This is a genomic window from Propioniciclava sp. MC1683, from assembly GCF_014164675.1.
Classification (GTDB): Bacteria; Actinomycetota; Actinomycetes; order Propionibacteriales; family Propionibacteriaceae; genus Propioniciclava.
Genome location: NZ_JACJFX010000027.1, coordinates 1 through 12,173 on the forward strand (window position 1 = coordinate 1; position 12,173 = coordinate 12,173).

At 72.4% G+C, this 12,173-nt stretch carries 14 protein-coding genes; 7 read left to right on the top strand and 7 right to left on the bottom strand.

Annotated features, from left to right (window positions below; all coding sequences use genetic code 11):
* Positions 1–11 precede the first annotated feature (11 nt).
* The 3 genes from H5397_RS13490 to H5397_RS13500 all read left to right on the top strand — a co-directional run bounded on the left by H5397_RS13490 (position 12) and on the right by H5397_RS13500 (position 1,719).
* Positions 12–179: an IS3 family transposase gene (locus H5397_RS13490; RefSeq protein ID WP_375539454.1), complete on the top strand. Its 168-nt coding sequence runs from the start codon at positions 12–14 to the stop codon at positions 177–179.
* A gap of 89 nt (positions 180–268) precedes the next feature.
* Entirely contained in the window at positions 269–832 is a 564-nt protein-coding gene (locus H5397_RS13495; RefSeq protein WP_182818069.1) for a transposase, read from the top strand.
* Between the two features lie 260 nt (positions 833–1,092).
* The gene (locus H5397_RS13500; RefSeq protein ID WP_375539452.1) at positions 1,093–1,719 is read left to right on the top strand and encodes a TetR/AcrR family transcriptional regulator; all 627 of its coding nucleotides are present in this window, start codon (positions 1,093–1,095) and stop codon (positions 1,717–1,719) included.
* Here the strand turns inward: H5397_RS13500 and H5397_RS13505 are convergent.
* Both H5397_RS13505 and H5397_RS18920 read right to left on the bottom strand, forming a co-directional pair.
* Positions 1,678–3,486, bottom strand: a complete 1,809-nt coding sequence (locus H5397_RS13505) for a pyruvate kinase (protein WP_220492282.1) — start codon at positions 3,484–3,486, stop codon at positions 1,678–1,680. The two genes, H5397_RS13500 and H5397_RS13505, sit on opposite strands and share 42 nt — an antisense overlap.
* Positions 3,487–3,551: 65 nt before the next feature.
* On the bottom strand, positions 3,552–4,382 hold the full coding sequence (locus H5397_RS18920) for a DUF2695 domain-containing protein (protein ID WP_182818071.1): 831 nt from the start codon (positions 4,380–4,382) through the stop codon (positions 3,552–3,554).
* Between the two features lie 510 nt (positions 4,383–4,892).
* On the opposite strand from H5397_RS18920, the gene H5397_RS13515 reads away from it, so the two are divergent.
* The gene (locus H5397_RS13515) at positions 4,893–6,275 is read left to right on the top strand and encodes an MATE family efflux transporter (RefSeq protein WP_182818072.1); all 1,383 of its coding nucleotides are present in this window, start codon (positions 4,893–4,895) and stop codon (positions 6,273–6,275) included.
* 137 nt (positions 6,276–6,412) lie between these two features.
* Positions 6,413–7,522, top strand: coding sequence for an alpha/beta hydrolase (locus tag H5397_RS13520; RefSeq protein WP_182818073.1), 1,110 nt, complete (start codon positions 6,413–6,415; stop codon positions 7,520–7,522).
* 14 nt (positions 7,523–7,536) lie between these two features.
* On the opposite strand, the gene H5397_RS13525 is transcribed toward H5397_RS13520, so the two are convergent.
* Complete coding sequence (locus H5397_RS13525; protein WP_182818075.1) at positions 7,537–8,028, bottom strand: metallophosphoesterase family protein; 492 nt, start codon at positions 8,026–8,028, stop codon at positions 7,537–7,539.
* A gap of 92 nt (positions 8,029–8,120) precedes the next feature.
* Between H5397_RS13525 and H5397_RS13530 the strand changes: the two genes are divergently transcribed.
* Complete coding sequence (locus H5397_RS13530; protein ID WP_220492283.1) at positions 8,121–8,765, top strand: bifunctional 2-polyprenyl-6-hydroxyphenol methylase/3-demethylubiquinol 3-O-methyltransferase UbiG; 645 nt, start codon at positions 8,121–8,123, stop codon at positions 8,763–8,765.
* A gap of 27 nt (positions 8,766–8,792) precedes the next feature.
* Here H5397_RS13530 and H5397_RS13535 read toward each other — a convergent pair whose 3' ends face one another.
* The 4 genes from H5397_RS13535 to H5397_RS13550 form a co-directional block, all read right to left on the bottom strand.
* Positions 8,793–9,167, bottom strand: coding sequence for an antibiotic biosynthesis monooxygenase (locus H5397_RS13535; protein WP_182818076.1), 375 nt, complete (start codon positions 9,165–9,167; stop codon positions 8,793–8,795).
* Positions 9,168–9,212: 45 nt separating this feature from the next.
* Positions 9,213–9,707 (bottom strand): hypothetical protein, encoded by a 495-nt coding sequence (locus H5397_RS13540; RefSeq protein WP_182818077.1) that lies wholly within the window; start codon positions 9,705–9,707, stop codon positions 9,213–9,215.
* A 111-nt stretch (positions 9,708–9,818) separates the two neighbouring features.
* Positions 9,819–10,703, bottom strand: coding sequence for an NAD(P)H-hydrate dehydratase (locus tag H5397_RS13545; protein ID WP_182818078.1), 885 nt, complete (start codon positions 10,701–10,703; stop codon positions 9,819–9,821).
* Positions 10,700–11,479: a histidine phosphatase family protein gene (locus H5397_RS13550; RefSeq protein WP_220492284.1), complete on the bottom strand. Its 780-nt coding sequence runs from the start codon at positions 11,477–11,479 to the stop codon at positions 10,700–10,702. Before H5397_RS13550 ends, H5397_RS13545 begins: the two co-directional genes overlap by 4 nt.
* 67 nt (positions 11,480–11,546) lie before the next feature.
* Between H5397_RS13550 and H5397_RS13555 the strand changes: the two genes are divergently transcribed.
* Entirely contained in the window at positions 11,547–12,161 is a 615-nt protein-coding gene (locus H5397_RS13555; RefSeq protein WP_182818079.1) for a 2'-5' RNA ligase family protein, read from the top strand.
* Positions 12,162–12,173: the final 12 nt, after the last annotated feature.

The following is a 12,173-nucleotide window of genomic DNA, read 5'->3' on the forward strand; positions in this document are numbered from 1 at the left end:
CGACCTTGAAAGTGGAGCGGGTTCATCGGACCGTGTATCCGACTCGGCGGCATGCTATCCGGGATATTGCACGCTACATCGAGTTGCGTTACAATCAGAAACGGTTGCATTCCGCGCTTCAATATCGCACCCCGAACGAAGCAGAGCAGGACTGGTACGAAACCAACAAGGCAGCCTGAAACATGAATATCAAGCGGTCCGGATTCCATCCCGCAGCCCATGGAGCGGCGCCCATGATGCGTGGCTGCGTCGGATCCGTCGCGACCAGTTGCCCGCCGCTGGGGCGGGTACGGTAGCGGCGTTCGATGCCGGTTACGACGCGGTCACCACCATCGTGGCCCGCAAGCGGCGCCTGGAGGCCCAGATCGAGGCAGCTGCTGCTGAGTCGGAGTTCACCGCGACCACACGCCGACTGTGCTGCTTGCGCGGGGTATCGACCGTGACCGGGTTCGCGCTGGCCGTCGAGATCGGCGACTGGGAACGGTTCACCGGTGGCAGCATCGCCGCCTACCTGGGCTTGGTCCCTTCGGAGTACTCCTCGGGAGGTTCCCGAACATTGGGGCCGATCACCAAGACCGGCAACAAGCACGCCCGCCGCTTGCTGATCGAAGCCGCCTGGCACCACAAGGCCAGCTACCGGCCCGGGAAGACGATGCAAGCCCGGTGGGCGCTGGCCCCGGCCGTGGTCGCGGCCCGCGGTGATGCCGGGAACCGTCGCCTGCACCACCGTTGGCAGGTCCTGATGGCCAGCAAGAAACGCCACACGGTCGCGAATACCGCCATCGCCCGCGAGCTGTCCGGATGGTGCTGGAGCCTGGCCACCATGGACTGACCACCAGTCTTCGTTGGCCGGCCCCGCACGGGACTGGCTGCAGCGTTGAAGGACGGACCAGCGCTTGGCCTGTGAGCAACCCCACCGGTCACGCTCGACCTCAGACAAGCATGAACGTCCTCGCCGAAACAGGGTCATGCGGTACCAACCCGCGCATATCAGACTGACACGCGTCGACAGACACGCCGCCCACCCCACCCGGACCAGCCAACGAACAAGCGCCGCCAGAGATCCACTCTGGCGGCGCTTGACCCTGCCACTTGACAAAAAACCCCTACATATCAGGCCTGACCGGCGTCAGCATGCGCACGGTGGCCCGCGAGCTCGGCGTCGAGGCCATGTCGCTGTACCACCACGTGGCCGACAAGGAGGCGTTGCTCGACGCGCTCGCCGATTGGGTGTTCGACCGCATCCCCCTGCCCGACCCGTCCCTGCCGTGGCGCGAAGCGCTGACCCGGCGCTGGGTGGACGCCCGTGCCACCCTGTCCGCCCACCCGTGGGGGCTGGGCCTCATCGAGTCGCGCCGCTCCCCCGGCCCGGCCACGCTGCGCAACCACGACGCCGTGCTGGGGTGCCTGCTGGGTGCGGGATTCCCGGTCCCGCTGGCCGCCACGGCGTTCTCGGCGCTGGACGCCTACGTGTTCGGCTTCGTCCTCACCGAGCAGACGCTGCCGTTCGAGCCCGGCGAGTCGGCGGAGGAGTTCGTGGAGGCCCTCGCACTGCCCACCGACGACTACCCTCACCTGGCCACGTTCATCGCGGCCCAGGTCGGGCCCGACTACGCACACTCCGACGAGTTCGTGATCGGGCTCGACCTCATCCTCGACGCCTTGGAGCAGCGCCTCTCAGCGGTCGGCCTTCAGGTCGAAGGACGCCAGGGGCCGTAGCAGCGAGCGCTTCTTCTCGACGTGCCCACCCATGCGGTCGAGGATCGATTCCAGCGCCTCGATGGCCTCCACGATGAAAGGCCCCTTGTTCAGCATGACCGCCTCGGCACGGCGTCCCATCGCGGCGTCGGTGACCTCGGACCGCGACGGCAGGCCCGTGCGCGCCAAGGTGTCGAGCACCTGCGTCGCCCAGATCACCGGCACGTGCGCGGCCTCGCACAGCCACAGGATCTCCTCCTGCACCTCGGCCAGCCGCTCGAACCCGAGCTCGACAGCGAGGTCGCCGCGAGCGATCATGACGCCGACGTCGCCCCAGCGCATGGCCTCCAGCAGCATCTGCGGCAGCGCCTCGAACGCCGGGCCGGTCTCGATCTTCAGGGTGATGCCGATGCCGGTGGCGTCGAGGGCCTCGAGCTCGGCGATCAGGTCGGCCACGTCGGCCGGCGACTGCACGAACGACAGGTTCACCAGGTCGGCGTGGGCGGCCACGAACGGCAGGTTCGCCCGGTCGGACGCCGTGAGCGCCGGGATCCGCAGCGTCGTGTCGGGGAGGTTGATGCCCTTCTCAGCGCGCAGTTTGATGCCCGCACCGGCGCGCTCCACGTCGACGACGAGCTCGTCGGGCGTGACCTCCCGGATGGTCCCGGCGATCTTGCCGTCGTCGAACAGGATGCGCTCGCCGGGCCGCGCGTCGGTGAACACCTCCTCCAGCGTGCACCCGATGCGGTGCGGACCGACCTGCGTCGCCGGCTGCGGTTCGAGGCTGCGCTGCAGGCGCAGTTCGTCCCCCGCGCGCACGAACAGGTGCTGCCGCACCTCGGGCAGGTCGCCGACGGTGGCCGCGGCGTCCGGGCCTTCGATCTGTAGGCCGGTCTCGAAGTAGGTGGTGCGGTCGAACCCCACCACCACCCCCGCGTCGGAGACGGTCAGCTCGCGCAGCTCACGTGCGCGCCCGCGGGCGTCGGTCAGGCGCAGCTCGTCCCCCACCCGGACGCCCCGGGCTGCGGCAGGCTCGGCCCAGGTCACGGGGATGACGGCTTCGACAGGCTCAGCCAACGGGGCATCGACAAGCCCAGCCAGCAAGACGCGCACGGGGCGCTCGACCTCACCTCGGTCGTTGCGCTGCGGACGCACCTTGACCACTTTCGGCCCCTGCTCGAGCGGACCGGTGCGGACCTTGGGGCCGCCCAGGTCCATCGCCACGCGGACGCCACCGGGCAGGGCGCGCACCGCCGCGATCATGCGGGCCCATTCGGCGGGGCCGTCGTGGGCGCAGTTGATGCGGGCGACGTCCATGCCGGCGGCCCCCATGCGCTGGACGAGCCCGGGGTCGTCGGCGGCCTCCGACGGCATGGTGACCATGATGTGGGTGATGCGGTCGTCGTGGCCGTGCACGGCGCCCAGCACGTCGTCGCGATTACGCAGCAGCAAACGGGTGCCGCCGTCGAGGTCGCCCCAGATGCCGTGGCGAGGGCGCCCGGTGGCGAGGGCGTCCACGGTTTCGATGACGGTCTCGATCCAAGGCCGGACGATCGACTCCATGCGACCCAGGCTCGACAGGCCGTAGGCGGCCAAGGACGCCTGCAGCGGGCGCAGATCGTGCTGGCGCGCGGCCACGTAGTGAATGAGGTTGCGCGCGCTCTCCCGGTGCTGCGTCTGGACGGCGTCGATCAGCCCCGCCGACGCGACCTCTGCGCGCAGCAGATCGGCGTGCAGGTCTCGCAGGGCGCTGTTCAATTCGTCCAACGACATCACACGCTCAGCCATGCGGCTCAGCCTGCCAGAGAGCGCTCCCCCGAAGAACTGGTGCTCGGGGCGCAGGGCTCACGCCATCACCGAGGGAACTCGACCCATGTGGCGCACGGTTGGGCCGAGCCCTTCCGCACGCCGAGGCAGGGCGGCGAGGCGGTGATGGGCCGGTCGGGGTCCGCCTCCCGGGCGGCGTACTCCTCTTCGACGATGTGGCGCGGAATGCCGTGCGCCTCGAGCAGTTGGCAGTCGCACGTCACGCCGCGACGCGCCCAGGTGGCCTCGAGCTTCTTCGCGCGGGGCGCCGCCACGTCCCGGAATCGCTGAGCGATCCGCAACGTGCGATCGCACCCCAGCATGGTCATCAGGCGCCACCCGTAGCAGATGATGCATTCGCCACGCTCAGGAACAGCCTCGGTCAAGGTGGTCTCGGCAAGGATGGCTGCCGCCTCGCGCACGATCGGATCGACGAGGAGTGCACGACGCTCGGCCAACTCGGGGAATTGGACCAGGTCGATGTCAGGCCCCTCGACCAACGGCGGGAGCGCCGGCCACTCACCCTCACCGCCCAACAACCCGGCCCACCCCGTCGGCGTCACCACGTACACGTCACCGTGGAATGCAGCCGTCAGGTGGTTGCTGTAGCGCCAGCCCCAGAAGAACTGCTCCTCAACGGGGGACGGGAAGGGCTCGCCCTCACGGCACACCACCGTGATCAGCTCCTGGTCGGGGACGGCCCAGCCGAACCCCTCCTGCCACGGGCGGGGCGGGACTGCGGCTTGGGCCAAGCCGCACAGGGTGGGGCTCATCAGGCTCGCCAGCTCACTGCCCAGGTCACAGGCGTCGTCGGGCAGGGGTTCGGGGGTCAGCAGGTGGTCGATGTGCCGCACGGTCCCGGTCGCGAGTTCGATCACCGCCACGAGAGTGGTGCCGGGGCGAGGGCGTCCGAGGCGAAGGATCTCCGAGAGGACGTCTTCGACGTCGTCTCGCTGGCTAAGGGTGGGTAGCACAAGGGTCATGCGGACCAGCATGGTGCGCAACGGGACGCCCTGACCCCACCCGTCCCCCAATCTGTGGACAACTCTTGGCCCGCCCACCCTGGTCGGTCGACCCCGCAGGTGCGGAGTCTTCTGGGTAGGGGCGGCGCTGACGTCACAGCTGACCGGCGGTTGGCCGCCGCTCCGGGGATTCGGTGCCGGATCGAACTGATCCACGCCTGACTGCCCGCTCTCACACCCGGTCGCCGGGCAGGGGCGCCCTGAAGGCATGCTCGGGGCCGTCCCGGCGCGACACGTCCCCGCGCGACAACCCTTGGCAACCCCGCTGCCCGGGAGCACCCCGGCGGTTGTAGGCTTCCGTGGCGCCGTTCGCGCCCGCACTCCATTTCTCCTCTGGCAGCGCCTATCGCTGCCCGGAAAGCCGTCATGACCAAGAACCTGACCGCCGGCTCGCCGGTCAAGCTCATCATCCTGTTCACCCTGCCGCTGCTCATCGGCAACCTCTTCCAGCAGCTCTACGCCGTCGCCGACACCCTCGTGGTCGGCCGCATGCTCGGCGTGGACGCCCTCGCCGCCGTCGGCGCCTCCGGCAGCCTCCAGTTCCTTCTGTTCGGGTTCGCCATGGGCGCCTCAACCGGCATGGGGATCCCCGTCGCCCGCGCGTTCGGCAGCGGCGACCTGCGAGCCACCCGCCGCGCCGTCGCTGCCGGCGCGATCATCTCAGCCACGATCGCCACCGCGATCACGCTGATCGGAATCTTCGGGTCCGGGGCCTTACTCACCCTCCTCGGCACCCCTGCCGAACTCATGGACGACGCACAGACCTTCCTCGGCGTCCTGTTCGCCGGCGCCGTCGCGACGGTGGCGTTCAACTTCCTCAGCTCGATGATCCGCGCGCTCGGCGACAGCCGGACGCCGCTGGTCTTCCTCATCATCGCCAGCGTCCTGAACGTCGGGCTCGTGGTGCTGTTCATCGCCGTGTTCAAGCTCGGCGTGGGGGGCGCGGCGCTCGCGACGGTGGTGGCCCAGGGGATCTCGGTGGTGCTGTGCCTCGCGCTCATCGGGATGCGCATCCCGGAGCTGCGCCTGCGCCGCGCGGACTGGCGCGTCGGTCGCCTCGAACTCGGCGAGGCCTCACGTCTCGGCCTCACGATGGGCTTCCAGATGTCGGTGATCGCGATCGGCGCCGCCCTGCTGCAGGTGGGCATCAACCACCTCGGCACGGACGCCGTGGCCGCCTTCACCGCCGCGCTGCGGGTTGACCAGGTCGCCGTGATCCCGCTGGCCTCGGTCGGCGTCGCGATCAGCACCTACGTGGCCCAGAACCGCGGCGCCGCGGAGTGGTGGCGGATCCGCCACGGCGTCCAGCGCGCCACGCTCATGGCGATCGGGCTGTCGCTGGCCATGAGCGTCGCGATCGTGGCGTTCGGCACCGACCTCGCCCAGCTGTTCGTCGGCCCGGGTGAGCACCGCGTGGTCGCCATGGCGCACGAGTACCTGATCATCAACGGCTCGCTCTACTGGGTGCTGGCCGCGTTGTTCGTGTGGCGCGGGGCGCTGCAGGGCATGGGCGCCACCTGGGTGCCTACGCTGGCCGGCGTCATGGAGCTCATCGCCCGCGGCGTCGTCGGCCTGGTGCTGGTCGACCAGCTCGGCTTCCTCGGCGTCACGCTCGCCGCGCCGCTGGCCTGGGTCGGGGCGCTGATCCCGCTGACGATCGCGTGGTTCCTCCAGCGGCGGCGGCTCCTGGTGGCCGAGCGGGCGCTGGCCGGAGCCGAGGCGTCCGAGTTGGTGCCGGTCACCCGCTGACCGCAGGCTGTGGGCGGCCGGACCACAGGCTGTCGGCGCGGGGAAGGCAGGCTGTCGGCGGATGCCCCGCCGAACCCATTGACCGGCCCGGATCCCGCGCGCATACTGGCGAGACCACCGGGCAGAGGGTGATTTACATGGCCCCTACGTCGACCGCCACCTTGGAAGGCCCCGTCACACGGACGTTGACGGCGGCCCGCTCGATGCTGGTCACCCGGGGGCGCTGGAGGTTCCCGGCCCTGGGCTACACGCTGCGCGGCCTGAAGACCCTGCCCGCCCCCGTGCGCGATCCGGTGCTCGACCTCATGCGCCAGCGCGTGGGCGCGGCGCTCCCCGAGTTCGGGGACGCCCTCCGCTTCATGGAGGCCGCCCAAGGAATGCCCGACAGCCGCCTGTGGCAACGACGGCTCCTGCTCGACCGGCCGCACCTCGGCGGGGTCAGCACGCGCGAGATCGTCAGTGACGAGGGCGGACGCCTCAGGGCCCGGCTCTACCTGCCGCCCCAGGGCTCCCCACCACCCACGGCCGCGCTGGTCTGGGCGCACGGCGGCGCGTTCCTCATGGGCGACCTCGAGGCCCCCGAGGCGCACCGCGTCGCGATCGAGACCGCGGCCGCCGGCATCCCGGTGCTGTCGGTCGACTACCGGTGGTGCCTGAACGGGGTCCACTACCCGCTCCCCCTCGACGACCTCCTCACCGCCTGGCACTGGGCGGTCGACCACGCCGACGAGATGGGCGTCGAGGCGTCCCGGCTGCACCTGGGTGGGGCCAGCGCGGGGGCCTGCCTCGCCGCGAGCGCGATCCTGCGGCTGCGCGACTCCGGCGGACCGATGCCCGCCTCGCAGGTGCTCGCCTACCCGGTGCTGGAGGGAACGCTCCCGCCGGCGTCCCCCGAGGTCGCGGCCGTGCTCGAGCCGCTGCAGCTGCTCACCGACGACCTGATCGGGGGCATGTTCGCCAACTGGGCCGGGGACGCCTCGTGGGACGACCCCTACGTCTCCCCCGGCCTGGGCGACCCGGCCGGGCTGCCACCGACGTTCGTGCTCACGTGCGGGCACGACTCCCTGCGCCGGTCGAGCGAACCGTACGCCGCCAAGCTGGCCGCGGCGGGCGTCCCGGTCTGGCACGAGGTGCTGCCCACCGCGACCCACGCGCCGTTCGCACGCCTCGGCGAGGACGACGGCGAGTACGCGCTGTGGCGTCTCCGCACGTGGGTGGCGGGCGGCCCCGCGGGGATGGGCGCCTGAACCCGCCCTGAGGGCTACCGCGGCAGCCAGACCAGCCGGGTGCTGGGGCGTCCGGCCTCGATCGTCAGGACGGAGAAGCTCGGCAACGATTCGCGGCGTGGGTCGGACACCGACCCGGGGTTGAGCAGGTGGACGCCGTCCTGCAGCTCGTCCAGCGGCTGGTGGGAGTGGCCGAACACGACCAGGTCGGCGTCGGGGAACCGCTTGCGCATGCGGCGTCCCCGACCGTCCTTGGGCCCGGCGATGTGCAGCATCGCCACGCGGACGCCGCCGAGGTCGAGCTCGAGGTCGTCGGTGGCGCCCCACTCCCGGACGTCCTCGCCGTCGTTGTTGCCCATGACCGCCCTGACCGGCGCGAACGCGGCCAGCTCGTCGAGCACCTCCGGCACGCAGACGTCGCCGGCGTGGAGGACGAGATCGGCGTCGGCCAGCTCCAAGGCCAAGATGTGCGGGACGCCCTTCCACCGGCGCGGGGCGTGCGAGTCGGCGACCACGACCACCTTCACGGCAGGTCCTCGGTGTGGGTTCTGGTCGGCACGTGCCCACGCTAACGGCCCGGACGCCCCCGGCCCACCCCGCGCGTGGCAGGCTGGCGGCCGTGAGCGAGCAGGAGTGGGACGAGCGGTACGCCTCGTCGGAGCGGATGTGGAGCGGCCGGCCCAACCCGGCCCTGGTGGCCGAGGTCGCCGACCTCGCACCCGGCACCGTGCTGGACGTCGGCTGCGGCGAGGGCGCGGACGCCGTGTGGCTCGCCCAGCGCGGGTGGACGGTGACCGGCCTGGACATCTCAGGCGTGGCCCTGGACCGCGCCCGGGCGTGGGCTGCCGAGCAGGGCGTCGAGGCCACGTGGGCCAAGAGCGGGCTGCTCGAGGCCGACCTGGCCCCGGGCTCGTTCGACCTCGTCGCCGTGCTCTACCCGCCGCTCCCCCGCACCGAGGACGCCACCTTCGAGCGCGCCCTCGCCGACCTCGTGGCCCCGGGCGGGCACCTGCTGGTCGTGCACCACGCGCCGCCGCGGGAGGGTGAGGTCCACCACGGCCCGGGGCACGGGCACCACGGTGACGACAGCGGCGAGAGCCACCGGCCCGACTTCGCCGCGATGGTCGCGCCGGCGTCGGTGCTGCCGGTGCTCGGCGACGGCTGGGCGGTCGAGACGGACGCCGTGCGCGAGCGGTCCGTCGAGGGTGGGGCGGGTGCGCACCACCTCGAGGACCTCGTGCTGCGGGCCCGCCGGGTCGGCTGATCCAGGCCGGCTCGACAGGGGGCGAACTCAGGTGAGGTCGACGACCTCGTAGCTCCAGAGTTCGGCGCTCATGCCGACCGGTCGCTGGGGGCGCTCGCCCTCGGCCGGCGCGTCGACCGGCGGAGCCTCGCCGTGACGGTGCTCGCGGGCGACCTCGGTGTCGCGCCCACCGTGCGAGGCGGTGAAGTCGCGCGAGCTGAGCCAGCCCTGGAAGGACTCCTCGTCGCGCCAGCGGGTCATCACCAGCCAGACGTGGCGGTCGGCGTCCAGGGGCTTGAGCAGCTCGAAGCCCTCGAAGCCGTCCTGGCCGTCGACGGCGCCGGCGCGCTGGGCGAAGCGGCGGGCCAGTTCGTCGCCGCTGTCGGCGGGCACCGTGATCGCGTTGATCTTGAGGATCGTCATGCCCCCATCATGGCCGACGCGGGCGCTGCGCCCCATGAGCGGAGATCAATCGCAGCTGGGGCACGTGCCGGTGGTGGTCAGCTGCAGGAAGCATCGGGGGCAGAACACCGGCTCCTTCTCGGGGATGCGTCGGGTCGTCGACCCGCGCGGCGCCTTGGGCGCCCGCGTGGCCCGACCCGCACCCGTCGACACCACCGGGTCGGACCGCACCCCGAAGGTCGACAGCGCCACGCCCGGCCAGTCGGGCGCGCACTCGTCGTTGACCCAGTGGCGCGGGAAGGCGAGGTAGCCGGGCGCGATCACCATCGCGAGGCGGTTCTGGGGGTCGACGCAGCTCACGTACTCGCCGTCGGCGGCACGGCGGAAGCGGACCGCCCCCACCCGGCCGAGGTGGCGCTCCAGCAGCGCGAGGTCGCCGGCCGACCAGCGCCGGTTCCAGCGGAGCACCTCCGAGCGCAGCATCGTGTGGCCGCCCTTGGCGGCGACGGACTCCCGCATGCGCTGCAGCTCCGCCTGATCGGGGCGGCGGTCCTGCTCCATGACGTGCTCCTCCCCGATCGGCGTACTGAGGGAGTCCACCCTATGCGCTGCCACCGGCCGTCGCGGCACGGAGCCGGGAGGCGAGAGGACCCACCGCCCCCCGGGGCGCCCTCAGCGCGCGACCTCGAGCAGCGCCTGCGGGATCTCGGCGGGGAGCTCCCGCGACAGGTAGCCGTAGGGGCCGTACCGCGACGCGAGGCGTCCGCCGATGGCGCCATGCAGGTACGCGCCCCACACCGCCGCCTGCGCGGGGTCGGCGCCGCGGGCGCACAGCCCGAGGACGATGCCGGCCTTCACGTCGCCCGACCCGCTCACGCCCAGGCCGGGGCCGCCGTCCTCGGCGCGCCAGAGGGCGCCCTCGGGGGTGGCGATCCAGGTCGTCGTGCCGCCCGACGTGACCACGGCGCCCGTGGCCGCGGCCAGGCGCAGGGTGGCGCCGGCCTGGTCGGCCTCGACGGCGTCGGCGTCCTCGCCCAGGACGAGGGCGAGTTCGGCGAGGTTCGGGGACAGCACGCACCGCCCGGCGAAGTCCCGCACCCGGGACGGGTCGGGGGTCACCCAGGTCAGGCCGAGGGCGTCCAGCACGAGCACCGTGCTGACGTGCGGCACGCACGCGGCGACGAGGTCGGCGGCGCCGGCCGGGTCGAGCAGGCCGGGGCCGATGAGCACGGCCTCGGCCTCGGGGCACAGCTCCGCGACGAACCCGGACGCCTCGGGCGCCAGGTCGCCGGACCCCGCCACCGGCCCGCCCTGCACCAGTGCCTCGGGCATGGCGACCCCGATCGGGACGGCCACGGGGTCGGGCGCGACGACCTGCGACTTGCCCGCCCCGGCCCGCAGGGACGCCTCGGCAGCCAGGATGAGCGCACCCGGGTTCTGGACCGACCCGCCCACGACCACGGCCCGTCCGCGGGACTCCTTGCCGCCCTCGACCCCCGGCAGCGGCCACTCGCGCAGGACCGCCGGGGTGATGACCGTGCCGCCGGGCCGGGTCATGTGTCCTGCCCCGCCCCGGCGTCCTCCGCCGCGTCGTCGGTCTCGTGGGTGACGTGCGCCTCGTCGGACTCCTCGACCGGGCGCGTGTCGTCGGCGCGCACCAGCTGCAGCGCGCCGTCGACGGCCCGGTAGCGGGTCATCGAGCAGTTCGCGAGCGGTTCCTCCTTCTGCAGGGCCACCACGCGCTTCTCGTCCAGCCCCTCGACCACGTAGCGGAACGCCAGGATCACCGCCTCGTGGCTGAACAGCCACACGCGCTCCCCGTGGAACCGCTCCTGCAGCTCGACCAGGATCGACCGCACCCGCAGGATCACGTCGGCCCAGCTCTCCCCGCCCGGGGGCCGGTAGTAGAACTTGCCCACCCGGGCCCGGCGCGCGGACTCCTCGGGGTGCGTGGCCTCGATGCCGTACCAAGTGACGCCGTCGAAGATGCCCAGCTCGCGCTCGCGGATGCGCTCGTCGATGACGACCTCGAGGTCGAGCGCGTCCAGCGCGCGCTCGGCGGTCGACCGGGCCCGCTGGTAGGGCGAGCTGACCACGATGGTGGGGCGCTGGTCCTTGGGCAGTGAAGCCAGGTGCTCGCCGAGGGCGTCGGCCTGCTTCTGGCCCTCCTCCGACAGCTCGACGTCGGCGTCGCGCGCCTCCAGGTCGAGGCGGTGCGCCTTCGCGGCGATGGCCTCGCGGTCGGCGACGTTGCCCACGCTCTCGCCGTGGCGGACGAGCACCAGCTCGACGATCCCCCGGCTCTGACCCTCTGCTGCCAACGGCTTCTCCACGGCTCCTCCTCGAGTCTTTCCCCCGACGATAAGGGCAGACGCAAGGTTGCGGTGCCAGACTGGGGCGATGTTCCTGGTCACCGGCGACAGCGTCACCCACACCGAGGACCACTGGGCGCGCCGCTCCCACTGGGCCGGCGGACGTCGCCAGCTCACCTTCCACCTCGTGTTCGACGGCACCGGGATGGCCCACGCGACCGCACCGGTGCGCCACGCGATCGACCGCGTCGAGGCCCTGGACGCCGTCCCGCCGCCGTGGCTGCACCTCACGCTCACCCCGATCGGGTTCACCGACGAGGTCGACCCGGACGCCGCGGCCGCGGTCGCCGCGGACGTGTTCGAGGGCGTGGCGCCGACGGGGTCGCTGTACTTCGACACGGTGCTGCTCGGGTCGGAGGGCGTCCTGCTGCCGCCACAGCGGGCCGACTGGCTCGACGCGTTGGTGCAGCGGCAGCGCGACGCCGTCGACCGCCACCTCGGCGCGCGCGAGTGGGGCGCGTTCCACCCGCACGTGTCGCTGGCCTACGCCAACCGGGCGGCCCCGATCACCGACGTCGCCGGGGCGCTGGCCGACCCGGCCCGCGAGGCGTCCGGGGTCGAGGTGCGGCCCACGCTCGCCCACCTCGAGCAGACCTGCGCCGACCACCTCTACAGCTGGCGGGTGCTGCGCACCACTGGGTGACGCGGCCGATCC